Source organism: Vibrio sp. Sgm 5, from assembly GCF_026241575.1.
Classification (GTDB): Bacteria; Pseudomonadota; Gammaproteobacteria; order Enterobacterales; family Vibrionaceae; genus Vibrio; species Vibrio jasicida.
Genome location: NZ_JAPHPY010000005.1, coordinates 102,916 through 120,667 on the forward strand (window position 1 = coordinate 102,916; position 17,752 = coordinate 120,667).

General features: G+C 43.6%; 16 protein-coding genes. 1 reads left to right on the forward strand and 15 read right to left on the reverse strand.

Translation table 11 applies throughout. The features are described 5' to 3' along the window. Positions 1–17: 17 nt before the first annotated feature. The 8 genes from OQJ86_RS04520 to OQJ86_RS04555 all read right to left on the reverse strand — a co-directional run bounded on the left by OQJ86_RS04520 (position 18) and on the right by OQJ86_RS04555 (position 5,627). Positions 18–539, reverse strand: a complete 522-nt coding sequence (locus OQJ86_RS04520) for a lipocalin family protein (RefSeq protein WP_042601520.1) — start codon at positions 537–539, stop codon at positions 18–20. A gap of 56 nt (positions 540–595) precedes the next feature. Further along, complete coding sequence (locus OQJ86_RS04525; protein WP_042601521.1) at positions 596–1,123, reverse strand: histidine phosphatase family protein; 528 nt, start codon at positions 1,121–1,123, stop codon at positions 596–598. Positions 1,124–1,150: 27 nt separating this feature from the next. Further along, a complete protein-coding gene (locus OQJ86_RS04530; protein ID WP_265986737.1) occupies positions 1,151–1,579 on the reverse strand; it encodes a hypothetical protein in 429 nt (142 codons plus the stop codon). Beyond that, positions 1,566–2,219, reverse strand: coding sequence for an amino-acid racemase (locus tag OQJ86_RS04535; RefSeq protein WP_265986738.1), 654 nt, complete (start codon positions 2,217–2,219; stop codon positions 1,566–1,568). Before OQJ86_RS04535 ends, OQJ86_RS04530 begins: the two co-directional genes overlap by 14 nt. Positions 2,220–2,289: 70 nt before the next feature. Further along, positions 2,290–2,535: a hypothetical protein gene (locus OQJ86_RS04540; RefSeq protein WP_005446994.1), complete on the reverse strand. Its 246-nt coding sequence runs from the start codon at positions 2,533–2,535 to the stop codon at positions 2,290–2,292. A 397-nt stretch (positions 2,536–2,932) separates the two neighbouring features. Then, positions 2,933–3,475, reverse strand: a complete 543-nt coding sequence (locus tag OQJ86_RS04545; RefSeq protein ID WP_265986739.1) for a (d)CMP kinase — start codon at positions 3,473–3,475, stop codon at positions 2,933–2,935. Positions 3,476–3,644: 169 nt separating this feature from the next. After that, a complete protein-coding gene (locus tag OQJ86_RS04550) occupies positions 3,645–3,776 on the reverse strand; it encodes a hypothetical protein (RefSeq protein ID WP_265986741.1) in 132 nt (43 codons plus the stop codon). Between the two features lie 165 nt (positions 3,777–3,941). Then, on the reverse strand, positions 3,942–5,627 hold the full coding sequence (locus OQJ86_RS04555) for an immunoglobulin-like domain-containing protein (protein ID WP_265986743.1): 1,686 nt from the start codon (positions 5,625–5,627) through the stop codon (positions 3,942–3,944). 373 nt (positions 5,628–6,000) lie between these two features. Between OQJ86_RS04555 and OQJ86_RS04560 the strand changes: the two genes are divergently transcribed. Then, on the forward strand, positions 6,001–6,381 hold the full coding sequence (locus OQJ86_RS04560) for a cystatin domain-containing protein (protein ID WP_265986745.1): 381 nt from the start codon (positions 6,001–6,003) through the stop codon (positions 6,379–6,381). 101 nt (positions 6,382–6,482) lie between these two features. Here the strand turns inward: OQJ86_RS04560 and OQJ86_RS04565 are convergent, their stop codons facing one another. From OQJ86_RS04565 to OQJ86_RS04595, 7 genes are all read right to left on the reverse strand, one after another. After that, positions 6,483–9,539: an AAA family ATPase gene (locus OQJ86_RS04565; protein WP_265986747.1), complete on the reverse strand. Its 3,057-nt coding sequence runs from the start codon at positions 9,537–9,539 to the stop codon at positions 6,483–6,485. A 12-nt stretch (positions 9,540–9,551) separates the two neighbouring features. After that, the gene (locus OQJ86_RS04570; protein ID WP_265986749.1) at positions 9,552–10,688 is read right to left on the reverse strand and encodes an exonuclease SbcCD subunit D; all 1,137 of its coding nucleotides are present in this window, start codon (positions 10,686–10,688) and stop codon (positions 9,552–9,554) included. A 467-nt stretch (positions 10,689–11,155) separates the two neighbouring features. Continuing rightward, the gene (locus OQJ86_RS04575; protein ID WP_265986751.1) at positions 11,156–11,530 is read right to left on the reverse strand and encodes a hypothetical protein; all 375 of its coding nucleotides are present in this window, start codon (positions 11,528–11,530) and stop codon (positions 11,156–11,158) included. 103 nt (positions 11,531–11,633) lie between these two features. Next, entirely contained in the window at positions 11,634–12,305 is a 672-nt protein-coding gene (locus tag OQJ86_RS04580; protein ID WP_038878423.1) for a GAD-like domain-containing protein, read from the reverse strand. Position 12,306: 1 nt separating this feature from the next. After that, a complete protein-coding gene (locus OQJ86_RS04585; RefSeq protein WP_265986754.1) occupies positions 12,307–16,596 on the reverse strand; it encodes a polymorphic toxin type 15 domain-containing protein in 4,290 nt (1,429 codons plus the stop codon). Positions 16,597–16,605: 9 nt separating this feature from the next. Beyond that, the gene (locus OQJ86_RS04590) at positions 16,606–17,451 is read right to left on the reverse strand and encodes an NAD/NADP transhydrogenase beta subunit (protein WP_265986756.1); all 846 of its coding nucleotides are present in this window, start codon (positions 17,449–17,451) and stop codon (positions 16,606–16,608) included. Then, entirely contained in the window at positions 17,452–17,742 is a 291-nt protein-coding gene (locus tag OQJ86_RS04595; protein WP_265986757.1) for a PAAR domain-containing protein, read from the reverse strand. Between the last annotated feature and the right edge of the window lie 10 nt (positions 17,743–17,752).

Here is a 17,752-nt window from a genome sequence, read left to right on the forward strand (position 1 = left end):
ATTTGTCGCTGTAAGTATTACTTTGTTTGCTCTACGAGAATTAATTCGTCCGACGCAAAGCCTTTCTCTTTTGCTACTTGTTTGAAACGCTCGACCGTTGCTTTATCGACAGTTGGTGTGCGTGACAATAGCCATAGGTAGTCGTGATTGAAACCAGAGATAAACGCGTAGTCGTAGTTCTCACCTAGCTCAAATACGATGTAAGACGAATAAAACGGACCGAAGAAAGACACTTTTAGATGCCCTGTATTTTCACCATCAACGAAATACGCTTTGCCATCAGCTTGCGTCCATTCTTTATCTTCTTCTGAATAGCCTCGGTTGATAACCGTTACGCCACCATCCTCACGTAACTCGTATTCAGCCGTCACATTCGATAAACCACGCTCAAAAGAGTGATCAAGACGCGCAATTTCATACCACTTACCTAGATATGGTTGAAGTTCAAAGTTGTTGACGGGCTCCACGCCGTCCGGTTTAGACGTACAGCCAAACAACGTTGCAAGAGACAAAAGTAAAAGTGTTTTGAGAGATTTCATACAGCAACCTGAAGTTAAATTAGTGACTGATTTTACTATAGAAGATAAAAATTCGATCAGAAATTAATGTATCGAAATTCTCCACAGGACAGTCCTACGTCTTGGAAACCTTGTAGTGCTTCAAACACATTAAAGTGGCTCACGATAACAACCTTTCGATATTGGCGGTAACGCTCCAGCACCAACTCAGCCCGTGCTTTTAGCTCATCAACATGTTCATAGCGACTATCAGTCATTGGAATACCCGCTTTTAACAACGCGCGGTATTCGTGCCAGCGTCGGTCTCTTTCATTCAATGTAATGTAGCCACCTTCTTTGTCAGCACGCCACTCTCTCAAGTCATGCTCAACAAACAAAGGCAAACCGCGATGACGATTGAGGATTTCTGCAGTTTGAAGGGCTCTTGTATAAGGAGAGCTGATGATGATTTCAGCATCATTGAAGACTGCATGATTGAGTTTTTCTTGCAGCACGGGCAAGTGCTCTCGGCAAAGCGGCGCATAGTCCTTCTCAAGTTGGGTCATCTGCCGCTCATCCGCTAACGTAAAATCCGGCACGCCATGCCTTACAAATACAATGTCCATATTGTGGTGCTCGTCCTTGTTAAATTGCTATTGAGAAATTGGAGTCAGTTTTAGATAGGAGTGTACTTCTCCATTTTTGTCTTCAATCGCCGAGTGGATGGAAGGTTCACGGTTTCCCACAACAGAAAGTTCATAAGTGTTTTCACCTTTGTAGATCGTGATATGAAGTACACGAGCCTCTAGCTCCCAATGTCCTTTGGTATGAAGGCGTCCAAACAAGGTGTATTCATCAAGTGAACCATCTGCATGCAAATGTACCTCTGTGATGTAGCCACCCGTGCAGCTCTTGATCCAGCAACGATCACTGACTTCTTCGAGGCGTATTTCTCTTTTGCTTGCCTTCCATTTTGAGAAACGTTCCGACTCCGCAAACGACGCTTCGATATCGGAATGTTCTTTTATGGGCGCCCCTTCAAGCTCGCGTAAGCATAGCTGAATCCAACTAGTTATTTGCATGGAATGTCCTTAAGGTTTCAATTGCCCTTTTTACACCTAAACGTGGGCTGCTTAATACTGGAATGTCAACATCAACTAATGATGCAGCACCTGACATCGAAGCTTGTGCCAATACAATTACGTCATAATCACGAGCCTTTTGTTCTATTACCGCTTTAATCTTGTCGTAATAGACTTGGTTATCTTGGTCGAGAAAGCGTTCCCAAGCACCTTCAACCACAAACGTATCTAACTGAAGGATACAATTGCCCTCACTTGTCTCAAGTAACGCCAAGCTAGGTTCAATGGTTGTCGATAATGCCGCGAGTAACAACACTCGCTCATGAGTGACAGCTTGGTCACCCATCGCGCGGTCGATACGCTGAACATTGGTTCCCTGCTCCGTAAGTGATTCAGCAAAGCGACCAATTGAGGAGCAGGTACAAACCACCAAGTTTGCTTGTTCAGAAAGCTCGCGTACTTTGCCTTGTACGGATTGTTCCACCTTAGATTCGTCCTCTCCCGCAACCAGACGCTCTAACAAGCCAGCATCGGCAAAGTGTGCGACTTTTAAATCAGGTGCGAGCTCTGTCATCAGTTCGGAGAAAGGTGGAATGTGTACGGGTGAAGTATGAAGAAAATATAGGTCGTATGGCTTCATGCTAAGTTGTCGATTTTTAGTTCAATTTCGACAACTTAGCACAAGGCGATGGGAATTAATGCGATCAGAGTTACTGTTGTGCTTCCCAAAGACCAAGAAAGTACTTGCCGTAAACCACTTCGGTTTGTAGATGCATAATCAGTAAAAATGCAATTAAAGCTAATATAAAGCGATTGAAATAACGACTGACTTTGGTACGGATTTTTATATCGAATACACCGATATGGATACCAACATAGGCAAAGGGGTAAACCAACAAAACAGCGAGTAACCAACCTAGGTAGCCTGATATCGCCATTTCTTCGTAGCCGATCATAATACCTCCACAATGAATACGACAGGAACGTTATTAGGGTCTGTTAATCTTTCGAGCTGATTTTTGCAGCGAATTGTTGGACATTTATACAAGGCAGAGACTTTGCTGTGTAGCCAGCCTACATGAGAAGTCGATAACGCAGTAGAAATGTCCAACAAACGCTGCCCAAAGGGTTCGGTTAAAATCGTTTTATGTTTTGTTAAGGAGTATTTGCTTAGAATGACTAGGCGACACACTCCTTGCCTCACCTAAAACGATTTTGACTAGGCGTCCCCATCCGAACAAAAATTTAACCGCGAAAGGTCAACAGACCCTAGTATTCATCATCTAACGGAGGCGGAATGTCAGGATTTACACAGCTGCGAGCCGTTGCCAAAAAGTCACTTAAATAAGTTACTTATCTATTTATAAAATCTTGAGAACCAAGAAAATCTTGTGCCATTTTGGGCGAAGTGATGTGGATGAACTCGATAGGCGAACCTTTTAAGTCCTCTTTCAGTTTTAGATAACGCTTCCGATTCTTTCGGTAATTCTTAACCGACCACCAAATAATCGAATTCTTGCTCAAAAACGCTTTTCTAAAACTTTCTCTATTTCCAGTTCCTTCCCAGAACTCTTCTTGAGTCCATGCCCTTTTGATAGCACGAGTGAAGGAGCGATAAGTGGTGATAGAACGTGAATAATCGAGCCAGATGATGGTATCGACTCTTTGCCATTTGTATGGTTGTGTTCGGCTGTAGTTCCCGTCGAGTACCCAAGCGTCTTGTTGAGTTACGTCCACGACTTTATCGAAGAACGTCTCATCATCGAGTTCTTTCCAATCGGGAAGCCAGAATAACCTGTCCATTTCTATGTACGTGACACCTAATTTCATTGCGAGCTGCTTTGAAAACGTCGATTTACCGCTTCCGCTGCTGCCTACTACATTGATCCTTTTCATTAAATCCTCCTAGGTGACCGTACCAAATTGACAAAGAGCGACGCATTCCAACTATAGGTAAGTCTGGAAAATGCGGAGGCGGGATACTAATGATTACGCTTTAAAGTTCTAGCTTTGATTCAATGAGATGTGAAGTCACGCGCATAAAAAAGCCTCCAGTGAAGCAGGCCTATACCCAAGTGACTTCAAGGTGCTGATTCAGAGCGTTGTCATTGATTCCCTGTTTACCGAAAGTAAGCAAGGAAAACAACTTGGGAATAGCAAGCTCTTCCCAAGTTGTTTGACGCAGTAATCGGGTCAATGACACACTCCCTGAGGGCGAGTTGACTTGGCTTGTATACTTTGTTGTCGATTCTTGATTTAGACCCACTAGACCTTTAAATCACAGCCGCGTCTACAAACCAAGTCATTCTCGCTGAACCTAGCACCTCGAGGTTACTTGGGTATACCTAAATTCATGAGCTAATTACAACTTATCCCATGCGTCTGACCAATAAACGGTTTCACCAGGCGCATAAGAAGGGTTTGAACACCACCCTGTGTATGGCCACGGTTTACATTGATACAAGTTGCCATCTGAACCTGTGACAATGTCACCTGTCTCATACGTTTTTCCAGATTCATACGGAGGGTAACTGCTGCCATCAGAAACAATCACAGAGCGTTGAGCTGTCGTAGTCTGATTTGCACTATCCGTTACTCGGTAAACCAAGTCGTAGACACCTAGCACGTTAATATCTACGCTGCCCTCAACACGAACTTGATCAGTCAAATCACCGTCTTCTGCATCCGTCGCTTTTACGCCTGCCATTGGGTCAAATGCGTCACCAAGCTGTATGGTCGTATCCGTTACACCTTCAAACTCAGGCACTAGGCTGTAAACAACAACTGTTCTGCTTTGCTTGGTTTCATTGTTGTCGCTGTCTTTTACACTGTAAACCAAAACATATGTGCCAACGGTGTTCACATCAACTGAACCTTCAACAGTAATGCTGTTAGTTAGGTCTCCATCTTCTTTGTCAGACGCGGTAACACCTGCATACGGATCAAATGAACTACCGTGATGCACGCGAACATCACTGATGCCACTGAACACCGGTTCGCCTTCACTCGGCGGTGGTGGAGTCTGGCCATGGATAAACGGACCGTAATCCTTCACAAACTTTTCACCGTACGCCTGACCATTCTTGTCTGTGCCCATATCCCAGTTCACCGACCATGTCATTACGCCACGAAGTGCCTGCCCTTGCGCTTTAAGTTGGTCAAACGCATCATAAAGATCTTGAGGGTCTTGCACAAAGCCCGTTGCCGCTGCATCAATGTTAGATGGAATACCAAACACCAATTTGTCATGCGGAATTTTGTGGAAACCACGTGTACCGTTCGATAGAGAGTCTGAAATGTAGTAAATGAATTCTTGTTTTAGCGCATCATTGTTTTGTGCAATCCAACCCACACCTTCAACCCAAATACCATCACCACCTTGGTTGTAAAACTGAGGGTTGATCCAATCGTAGTACCCTTCTAATCCAGTAATATAAGGAACGTATTTGCCACCTTCTGTTAAGTATGGGAACTCAGGCGCCATCGTAATTAGGAAGTTTTTCCCCTGCTGTTGGTAGTGTTCTTTTACAAGGCGAAGTGCAGCCGGGATTACCGTTTGGTTGTCTGACGCGGTTACTGCGGATTGCTCTAAGTCGATATCCAGACCATCAAAGCCGAACTTATCAGTAAGACGGATGATCTCTTGAGCGAATGCTTGCTCATCGCCAGTTTTCAGCTCAACGTGTGCATCTGCACCACCAAGCGCAATAAGAACGGCGCGTCCTTGTTGATTTAGTGCACCAATTTGATCAATAAATTGTTGTTCTGAAAGACCAATATTTGGATCGAGCTTGAAGGTTGGAATACGGCCTTCGTTGGTATTGAACACCTTCATAAAGGAGACGTTAACCACATTGTACATTGGGTCAACTTCATCCAGTGTCACACACGGTGCATTACCGCCTTTGTAGCCCGCCCCATCGCACCAGTTATGCCAATAACCGACTACGACACCACCATCTGGGTTCACCATCTCATTAGCGGATGCGACGTTCGCAAGACCACTCAAACCCATTGCTACTGCTAGATATAGCGCTTTTTGCTTCATCGTGTTACCTCTCATCCATTTTGTTTCATCACAACAATCATTCAGTACTTTGTATTGGCACTTAATGAATTTCGTTTGGATTATATGGCTGAACTAAGAAAACAGATACACTTACAAAGTTATGTTTTTAATGTCTATTTTATAATTGTGATCTTAATTCACGACGCGAAATGAACCGTAAAGCTGCGCTCGCAATTAAGCGTGACGTTCTATCAAAATCCCACAAAAACTTAACCAATCTTCTTTTTTTGGAGCTCGCTCGCAACGATTTCATCAGGATTTAACCCTCTGCATATCAAAAGTTTGCACAACGTAGACATTGTGCTTTAACACCGAGCTTTATAATGCGTGCTTGCAAACAGAGGTTAATTTTATGAAATTAAAAACCGTGTCAGCTTGCGCAATCTTGATTCTTCTTGCTGGATGTCAGCAAAATACTCAAGATGAAGCGGCACAACCAACAACCTCGGCAGATGTATGTAATACACAAGGAAATATGCCAGGTGGGTGGAACAAATTTGATGCTACCCCAGACGCTCAAAAGGCAATGGCCTTTGTCCTAAATAAAATGGAAACTCTCTCTTCGTTTAAACAGATCTTGTCCGTTCATGCACAAATTGTGAGTGGTGTGAACTACGCGATAGAGTTTGAATTGAATGACGGTTCAGTTTGGAACGCGGTTGTTTACCGCAATCTTGATGGTGAATATGCGATTACGCAATCACCGAAAGAAGGTCGTTTCTGCGAACAATAAATGCTTCGAAACTGAAAACTCAAAAGCCCCGCTATTTTACACCGTAATCTAGCTGGGCTTTTTGTTTATCAATGTTTATCGGTACCGTTTACCTTTACCGATTAAGAATCAAATGCCATCTGAGACTTCACAGAAACTGTAGAACCAAGTCGCGACGGTTCGACATCAATGCGTTGCGCCATTTGCTCTTTCAGCTCAGATACATGAGAAATCACGCCAATCATGCGACCCGTTTGTTGTAAGTCGACCAAGGTTTGAATCGCAAGATCCAAAGATTCCGGATCTAAGCTGCCAAAACCTTCATCAATAAACAGCGTATCCAAGCGAATACCGCCACTGTAAGACTGCACAACATCAGATAGACCGAGCGCTAATGCCAACGCTGCCATGAAAGATTCACCACCTGATAACGTCGCGACATCGCGCGTTTTACCTGTGTAGCTATCCTCAACCACCAAATCTAAGCCTCGCCCTGCAGCACCTTTAAAGCCTTCAGTTTTACGAGCCAAGATATAACGACCTTTACTCATCAGACTTAAACGCTGTGAGGCTTGAATCAATACATCGTCTAATAACACACCAAGGACAAATCGGTGCAGACTGATACGGCTACCCGTTTTACCGCTTGCAACGTCATACAAGGTGCCAAACACTTTGTATTCGTCTTCTAACTTAGTGTTCTTGTCATGTAACGTCGCGATGTCATTACGGACTTTCTTTAGACGTTCAAACAGAGAGCGCGTGCTATCAAGCTGATTACGCGCTTCAACATAACTTTGCTGAATGCTGTTTAACTTAACGTTAAGGTCATCTAAATCAGGCAATGCCAAGTCTTTCAATGTTGAACTCAAGTCTGCCAATGTTTGTTCTAGCTTGATTTGGGTCTGTTTGAACACATCAATTTCTTGCTGCCAAATCTGCATCTCGGCTTCATCAACTTTACATGCTATGAATTGCGCCTCATCCTCGAATGCGCTCGCCTGCAAAGCCTGGTTCCAATCAGCTTTGGCTGTGTTCAAACGATCGAGTGCCTCATTCAACCACTGTTGATTGGTTGTCAGTTGGCTTTCAATATTGGTCTTCGCCAGCACGGCTTGTTGCAAATGGTTTTGTGCAGACTCGAATGCGGTATTTAACTCGGTAATCTGTTTTTGAATCGCAACAATCTCTTGCTCAAGAACGTCAAGTGACGAGTACTTAGCATCTAACGAAGCTGAGAGTTTAGCCAATTGCTCTTGATTCACTTTTATCGTCGATTCATTCGCTGCCATCTGGTTTTGCAGATCATTGATCTTACTTTCACCAGTGATGCAACGCTGGTTTAACTCATTGACGCTTTGTTCCAACTGAACCAAGTTAATCGATGACAATTGCTGTAGACGTTCATTGAGCTGCTGCATGGACGCTTGTAACGCGCTTAAATCCATTGATGCGTTTTGACCAAGTTCAGCGGATAGTTGCTCAATCTGCTGCTTGTATTGTCCGATTGCGATATTGTGCTGCTCCAACTGATTGTTCAATTGGTTAAGCGCAACTTGCCCTTCTCGCTCGGTGTTTCGAGCACGCTGAACTTGCTCTTTTGTTACCTCTTCACCAACAAATTGAGCGGGTTGAGGGTGTTCTACACTACCGCACACCGGACACATTTCACCGGCTTGTAAGCGCTGAGCCAATACAGCGGCTTGAGCATTATGCCAGTTCAATTCAAGTGTATCTGCTGAGCGTTGAAGTTCTACGTATCGCGCTTTAGCTTGGTCAACCGAAGCTTGTTTGCTAAGCGTCAACGCATCCAATTTCGCCAGCTCTTGGTTTAAGCCCGTAAGCTTTTGTAGGTCTTGCATCAAACGTTGTTGCTGTTTTATCTCAGCCTCTACACTGCCAATACTTGCAACATCGACTCGAGCTTGATCCAGTGACTTCTGACCTTGTTGCGCCTCTAGCGTTAACTTCTCTTTCAGAGCGATATATTTCTTAAGCGTTGCCTCAAACTCCGACTTTTGCGCCAAACCTACGTTAATGGCTTTCTCTAGCTCTGACTTTTCAACCAACTTTCCTTTCATGCCTTCAAGTTGGTATTGCTGCTCTGTCAGTTTTGGCAATTGTGCAGCTTGTTCTTTCACGGTTTGCAATGCGCCTTCTTTGGATTTTACCGCGTCATTTGCCACAGTAAGATCTTGAGATAGCTTAGCCACCTTTTGCTCAAGCTCTTGCGTTTGCTTTGAGGCATTTTGTAACGTGACATAAGGCAACTCAACCTTGCTTGCCTTCTTCGCATTGTCTAACTGCAATTGACGTGATAAGACAGCATCGCTCTGTTCCAAATGTTGCTTCAATGCAACTTCGGCTTGCTCGCGCTTTTTAAACTCATTGCTCAGCGCTTCTGCTTTTTGCAGTTCCGTTTTTACCGCATTTAATTGCGCCAGAGATTCTTGCTCTTGCTTTTGTACAGATTCAAATTGAACAGATAAGATTTCACGCTGCTCTGTCAACTCCGCTTCGGAAGAAACACCAGCCACCTGCAGTGCGCCTCGAATTTGGTTATCAAACTCGTCTTTAGCTTTGCTAATGGCACTCGCTTTGTCTTTCAGTGCGTATTCAATCTTCTTGTAGATATCCGTTTGGAATAGCTGACCAAAGATCTCTTCCCGCTCTTTGGATGTCGCAAGTAACAACTCTCGAAACTTACCTTGTGGCAACACCATCACTTGACGGAACTGAGTTTCGTTCAAGCCAATAATATTGGTCACCTCTGTCTTTACTTGCGTTGTTTTGCTAGTGATCAGCTTTTCTTCGTCCGTAATCTCATACAAAGCTGCGGTATGCTTACGTACAGTCATGCCCTCACCACGCGCCTTTGGTGCTTCTTGTTCTGGTGAGCGAATCACTCGATAAGACTTGCCGTGTAAAGAGAATTCTAACGTCACTTCGGTCAATAACGTTGGCGCTGCCATATCGCAACGCATTTGAATACCTTGGCGCTCGTTACCCGTCGTTTCACCATAAAGTGCAAAACAAATCGCATCGAGAATCGAGGTTTTACCCGAACCAGTAGGACCGTTGATGAGAAACAAAGGGTTAGTTCCCAGTTTGTCGAACTCAATCGTTTCTGTTTGAGCAAACGGACCAAAAGCCTGCATTGTCAGTTTAATGGGTTTCATGTTTGGTCCTTACTAAGCCTGCTGAGAAAGTTGTTTGATGATGTCACTTATCGCTTGATCTTGTTCTTGCGATAGTTGGCTGTCTTGCGCTTCCGAAAAGAAGTCTCGGAACATGTCTATCTCACTTCTCGCCAACTTTGCTTGCGCCATTTCCTGTTCGACACCAATTAACATTCCCGGTTTTTCTAGGTGCAAAACATTTGGGTAAACAGTACGTAGCTTTTCCATTGGGTTTAAGATTGCGTGCTTATCCATCAAACGTACCAACAAGTAGTCTTCGTTTTTCGGATCGGTTTTGCCCTGCTCTATCACTTGTTCAAGCTCACCTTCAACGATTCGCATCTCATGAGGTGCAGCAAGGTCAAGATGCTCGGCCGAGACAAACCCGTTTTGGTCGATTTCCACCAGCGTGAAACCTTTCTTCTGGTTTTGTTCACCAAAGCTGTATTTCATCAGTGAACCAGAATAACGAATGTATTCTTCGCCTTTTTTCTGTGGCTGATGCAAATGCCCCAACGCTACATAGTCAAAGTTGAGGAAATGCTCGTGACTGACGCGGTCAGAACCACCAATCGAAAGTGGACGCTCAGATTCAGACTCAATGGCACCATCGACAAAGCAGTGGCTGACTAACACGTTGCGTTGCTCTGGTTGGAACTGCTCAGTGATTTTTCCTGCGAGTAGCTTGTGCGCTTGATCGTGGGTCGAAACGGGTTCTTGGTAGGCAAAACGGACTTGCTCAGGATCGTTATAAGGCATGCCATAAAAAGCCACTTGCCCTGCGCTTTCGGTTTCAATAACAACAGGGGTAAGCATGTCTTCGAAGTTACTGATAATGTGAAGACCCGCATTTTTCATCTGCTCAGAGCCAAATCCCAAGCGCTCTGCACCATCATGGTTGCCAGAAATCAAAATCATCGGCGTGTTTAGCTCACCACAGATTCGCTTCACTACTTTGTTAAGTAGCTCAATCGCAATGGTTGGTGGGACAGAACGGTCATAAATATCACCAGCAACTACCACTGCATCAACAGGGTTGTTTTCAATGTATTGGATTAACTGGTCAAGAACGGCTTGCTGATCGTCAAGTAAAGAGACGTTATGAAACTGTCGGCCAAGATGCCAATCTGAGGTATGGATAAACTTCATTCGAATTCACTTTCTGCCATCTACATGGCGCTACCTTATTATCCCCCTAGGATATCGTGAGTTCGTAAGCTTTTCATGTGGTTTGTGGCGTATGCTGGAGTTAAAGTAAAAACGAGCTAATTGTGTGCACTTAAAATCTACCAACCATAAGCATCTGAGATTTGGCGATATAGTTCCTCATACGCATCTTCTTCATTTTGACATTCAGTTACAGACGTAATTCTTCCTTGACTGTTGTATACAACTTTCCAAGAATCATCTTGATTGACCACACACAAACACTCACCATTTTTCAGTCCATCTAGGCTATAGGATTGATGGGGTACTTTTTTCAATTTACAACATTCATAACAAAGCGAACTAGTGTAGAGTTTTCATTATTCATTTGCGTTTATATCCTTTGCCTAATTTATTTGCACAAACCCGATCATTATTTGGGAGCAAAGAACATGCCCTAAGCACTCGGTTTACCTATCTAAAAATTCTACGTCCAACCGCTCGACACGGAGACAAATAAACTGACCATCCAAATATACATAATCAGACTCTAAAAAATCATCACAAATCTTAAGTCCAGCGTCTATGGTCCCACCGTTTAGTCTACCTAATAGCTTATAAGCATAGGTACTATCGACCCTTGTCATACTAGTTTCGTCTGCACTTTCCTGCTCTGTTAATTCAAAATCCAACATTTCAAATGTAACGGGATATTCTTGCCCAATATACAATTCATAGGGGCACACCCCGGCAAAACAGGTTAATTCGACACCATTAACTTCAAGCGTAACTTCTTCTTCAATATCTGAGTTTAAGCTAAGAACTCTTGCCTTGTGTGTGATCACTATTCAGCCAAACTGATTGTTTAAAAGATATCTATCTAGATCGATACTGGGTAAACAAAAGAGCCCACAAAGCGTGAGCTTGAGTTTTGCTATGCAGGACGGGTTACTCTCTGTGACTTTTAAGGACATTGCCGACCATTGACGCCATATCGATAATTTCGGCTCCCCCTAAATCCGCCATAACCTGTAAAAATACATGTAGATCTTCTTTGGTCATAGCATCTGCGGACTTCTTGCCCCCCATAAATAGGTAAGGGGTAAACACCATCACTTCTTCTTTACCCACTGGACCATGTTTTTTAATCGCAGACGGAAAGAGAGGTTTTGAACTAACTTCTACGTCTATATATTCTTTATCTTGAAAACCGAAAAAGCTTTGAATTGCAATATTAGCATCGCCTTTAGAAATGTCTTTTGCGTGTCCTTGATTTGTCATTATCCAATTTAAGTGTGTCGCTATATCGAGTGACGCACCTGTTCGCTCTCCCCACAAATAGAGTTGACCATAGGCGCTTCGAGCGATCACATGGTAATTGTCAAAGTGTGCGAACTCTGTATCGTCAAGAAAAGATTCAAGCACATCTTCAAATTCTGCGGGATTGGTGATCCAGAATAGACCATCGTTAAAGCCAGAGAAACCGACCATTTGCCAGTATTTAAGTAGCTGATCTGGAAGTATGCCTCGATATGCTTCAACTTGTTGGTCAGTTGCCTGAATATGTTCGGTCGGCTCGCCAAACTCTTCTATAAACATTTCAAAATATTCGTCATTCATCTTATTTAATTCCACGTAATGGGCAGCGCTCCAGCGAAACATTCATTTTGGCATCTGGTCCTAGGTTTTCAAATGCACGTTGTGCTTGCTCATCCATCTGAGTTAAGCGCGACTTTGTGCGCCACTGAGAGCCAATTGAGGAGTTAACCCCTTTATTCCCCATCCTATTCACCTTGTCAGCCCCGCCTGCAATCATATCTGGATCATGCAAAGCCGCAAGGTTATCCATAATCTCAGATGTTCTTTGTTTCGCCGCTTTTTTGGCGTCCATAGGGCTCATCTTCAACTTAAAGCTTTCAGCTAGCGAACTATTCAATTGACGAGAAAACTGCTTTCTGAAATCCTCCTGAGCCATACCCGTTCCCGCTCGTTTCATTTCTTTGTAACGATTGCGATTTTCGATGTATTCCCCCACGGTCAAGTCATTAAGACCCGCTTCTTGATGCCTTAGTTGGCGAGCAAAATGACTTTCCAATTCACGCTCTTTGCCTTTGAACTTGCCTTTAATCGTTGCCCCAGGTTCAAAACAAGGCACTTTAAATCGCTTCATGGTGCTCAAAGACTTCACCATGGCGTTATCGAGTTTTTTCAGCGGCAGTTCATCGACAACTTTTTCCGCATATCTGCCTGGTATTGCGGTGATAGCCATACTCGTTGCAGTAGAGAATGAAGGATTATCGATAAATGCGTTCCCTGCATTTATCATATCTTCAATCCCTTCGACCATCATCGATATTGGATCGATATTTACAGCGTTAATACCCTGTAAAGTCGGATCTGCGATAAGTTCCTCAATCGTTGGCCCAGAAATATTAACCGCTGCTTTTTCGTAGACCATCCTCTCCGGTGCATTATCGTTATGCCCTGCTAGAACTGTATGCGCATCCTCTTTTGCACATAAACCCAGAGGATCAACCCACGAGACAGGGTTTGGTGCGAATTGATAGTGGTTGGTTCCACCAAGCAGCCCTAGGGGGTCGGGTTGGATAAATCGACCTATTTGAGGGTCGTAGTAGCGTGCTAAGTTGTAGTGCAGACCAGTCTCAATATCGAAGTACTGCCCCTGTAAGCGAAGGTTGTTTTTAACCGTCTCGATTGCAACGTGAGCAAATCCAAAGGTATCGTATGCTGCTTGCCAAACTACCTGCCCTTTAGAGTCCACCAAACGTTCTGGGGTTCCGATTTGATTACATTGGTAAAAATAACACTCACCGTTTTCAATAAGAGCAAGCGGAACAAAACTGTTTGGTTGATATAGATACCACCGATAACCCGAACGAGAATACTCGCCGACTAAATGACTTCCTTGCCAAATAAATTCAGTGGTGCCATTTTCACTGATTTTCTTGATTCTTCGGCCTAGTGCGTCGTATTCGAATTGACATAAACGCCCTTCGCTCTCGACAAAAATTAGCTGCCCTTTAGCATCGTAAGTACAGCGCTGCTCTAATCCATTACCTTGACTACTGGTTCTGTTACCTAGTTCGTCGTAGTCGTACCTGACGCCATGGTATTCAACAAGGCGGTCATATTCTAGCTGTGCACCTTCATCATTAAAGTTGCCAAAACTGTCATAGATGTATGACTCCTCAGAGGTTTGCGTCTTTACCCTTTCTAAATGGCCGAGGTCATCATATTGATAATGTTGGGGCCCCTTCTCACTGTCGACGATAAGAGATAAAAGATGCTGTGCGTTGTAATGATACTTTCGCTCCAAACTCTCCCATATTTGACGCTTTAGTCTTCCTAATCCATCAAACTCTTTTGTTTCCCCTTTAGTGCCATACTGAATACGAGTTATTCGCTGTAAGTCATCGTATTTAAACTGTATTGTGGTGTGCGCCCCCCCTTGAATAGAAATGGAACACACCACACCGTACTCGTCGTATTGGTAGGAGATTTCAGTACCGTCACTATAACATTGGGACTGGAGTAAACCGTTATTAAGATATCTGTTGTGGAAGGAATAGCGTCCCTGCTGTTCACTTACCAATTTTGTATCTTTATAGGTATAAGAAGACATCGAGAAGCAATTATGCACGTTGATTAGTTTACCGCCTAAGCTATATTGGAAATGGTTTTCTACTCCCTTTCCGCTTCCAATTGCTCGAATATTGACGACTCGCCCAAGGTCATCATAACGAAAGCTAACTTGGTTAGTCCGGCGCCTAATCTTGCTTAGTCGCTCAGCCTTATCGTAGGTATAACTTGTATGTATTTGGTCGAAGTTTATCGTCGACTGAATTTGTCCATCAGGTGTATATGCAAATTCGTACTTACAACCATCGGAACGCTCGATAGTTTTAAGGTTCCTTTCTTCGTCATAAGAGAACGACATGACGCTTTTATTTTGTTTAAAAACCTCTACAGGTTGAGCAAGGCTGCTCCAATTGATCTCTACTTCCCCTCTCGGTGTACTGATAAGTTTGACACGGCCGTAGTCGTCATATTCGTATCGATGTTCGCGTAAAATTTCATCTTTCGAATTCTGAAAATACAGACGGGTAAGTAGACGATTTTGATTGCGCTCAAAGCCGGAGACAAGACCTTCCGGATAAGCGATTCCATTTACAAGGTCATGTTCATCATAACTGTAGCGAAAGAGACTTTTATTGGTTTTCTTCGCTCTAAGTTGATGCTCATCATCCCACCACCATTGAACACATGCGCCAGCGTCAATAACCTTTTCAACTAAGCGGCCATGTTTATCGTATCGGTATCGCTCTTGTTTACCTTCTTTACTTTGTTGCCAAACCAGTTGGCCGAGCGCGTTAAATTGGTTTTCAATGGTTTCACCGTCAGGCAACTGATGTCTCGTACTACAACCGAATTCATCATAGTCAAAATGTTCCGTTGCACCTGAAGAATGCCGTTTGTTTTTTAGTTGCCCAAATTGATTATAGGCGTAAGTGACGTAGCAGCCATCCGGTGATACTTCATTTACCAAGTGCCCTTTCGAATCATATTCATATACCCAGCGTCTTGATTCAGGGCTTTCACGCTCAAGCAACTTTCCTTGTTCATTGTGTTTGTATCGCCATGCATGACCTCTCGGATCGACAACAGTCGATTGAGTCGGTTGGAACTCAAAAGTATATCGATACGCGCCATCATCCGCCCAATTACTTACGCACTTAGCACTCACGCCTCGACCTATCCAGTCAAAATAATGCGAAAATCCTGTTGCACGTGTTCGTCTAGTTAGTAAACAGGTATCACTATATTGATAAGATTCTGCTTGCCGATGTTCATCCGTGACCCTGGTTAAACAAAAGGTACGGTCATATTGATACTCAGCTAGAGTAGCTAGGGTTGTAGGATGGCGTATTTCAACAAGTAATCCTTGCTTGTTATATTGTAATTCAAGTTTTGCTTGTCGATTGACGTTTACTTGGGTGATACGGTGATTACGTGAATATTCTAGATTTACCGTTTTCATGAGCCCAAGTCGAATCTCACTAGCTAACCAGAGCTCCTCTACTTGAACAAACTTGACTTGTACACTGCCATTTATCGTAACCAATCGATAACCATTTGGATGATATTGGCAAGTCGAATCGGTATAAGTTTGGTAACTCACCCCTCCTTTAGAAACAGGGGGAAATAAGATGGAGTCTCCCATTTCATCTACAAAGAGCCAGCCAATAATCTGTTCTTTCTCATCCAGTACATCCTTCAGTTCATACTGGAAGATATGTCGCCAACCAAAACCAAGTCCTGTATTTTTATCAGAAAGCGAAGATCGGTAAGTCCGCTGCCACACTAAGCCGAAAGGTAGTCGCACATCAGTTAGTGTTAAGTTTTCTTCGCCCGTAACCAAAGAGACAGGATCACCTGCTTTTGCATGTTTTTTACTGCTCTCATTTTGGGGAGTATCACTACTTTTACTCTCGCTTTTATGAGGACTGTCATCTGTCGACTTTGCTTTTTTATCGTTCGTCTTGGCAATTAGATCAGTAGGTATCTCTGTTGGGGGGTAATAGGTACTAGGCGCTTGTTGAGGTGACTGAAAGGCGAACAACGATTGCTCAAATAAACTCTCAGCAATACGCTTATAAAGGTCCTCGTCAGTGAGCTCTTTCATCTCTGCGGAGAAATACGTGGTCGCAGTAGACCAAGACGCAATTTCTCTGAGTTCATCAAACGCAGAGTAATAAAAACGTTCGACAAAGATTTCAGCCGCTCTGACAGACGTGAATCGTTCCTGTTTACCAAATGGGGGTTGATGCGAAGAAAACAAATAGGCTTCGCCGTCCAGCGTTGTGAGCTTAACAATCCTTTGTGAATTCATTTTAAATCTTTACTCACTACACCAATTGAAAATCGTGCCAATGGCATAGCCTTGAGTCTCTATATCCACTTGTAAGACTTGAAAGTTCTCGACATGTTTAACGCGTTGTCGATGACAGAGAGAGAGTGCTTTTAGAAGACCACCACACGCCCCTAAAGGGCCTGTTCGGGAATCGGAAAAGATGTATCGAGTCTCCGCACTAATCCATGAAGACAAAAAGTGAATCGAGTTGAGCCATTGTGGCTCTTCTTCAATTCCTATAGACAATAAGAGTTCATCAAAGCTTTGTTCAGAAGCGTTGCCTAACTGCCGAACGATATTATCTGTCGCCGTATTTAATGGCGTAAGTTCGAGATCTATTGATTGAGTCCGAACGTTAAGCCCCTCTTTAACCGCAACGCAACGCGCCACAACTAATGAATCATATACATCAAACTTGCTGCTTGAACTCTGTGCAAGGTTGATCGCAATAATCCATGGAACTGTGTTTTGATGACTAAGCTCTTCCAATTGACTCAATGCCATTAAGAGCGACGCTTCACCATAAGGATAGAAACGAATAAGTGGATTAGCTTCAAGATTAAACAACGACAAAATAACGGAGGAAATACGCTTCAGCACTGACTTGCATGATACCCGAGGAAGTAACACACACACCGGCGCTTGAATGTCAAAACCATGAATGTGATGACTAAGATTCTCGAGTAACGATTGAACCCCATCTTCCAAATTATTGGCATGACTCTTTACACGTATAGCATCATCAGACACGTTAAGTGTGTTGTTAGCATATTGTTCAATAGAGAATTCTCTTCCGTTTAGAACACAAAAAACAGGGTCAAATATGATCGGCATTTATCCCCCAATTAAAACCGTAGTGACGCCAGCGACAATTTTTCCACCATGGGCAGTAGAGTCTCCTAGTCTGGCTGCCGGTTTTCCATTGATCTTAACGCTGGAGGAGCCCGAAGAAACACTATCAGGAGGTCCAACGCATACTAGCTTATCGCCTTGCCTCGCAGCTGGAATACCTGAAATTTTTACGTTTGCAGAACCTATCGCTATAGGGCCGCCCTGATGAGGTACTTTTCCGGTTTTAGCTGGACAGACGTGATGACTTCCTAAGACAGCAGCGGGTTTTCCCATTTGCTTTCTC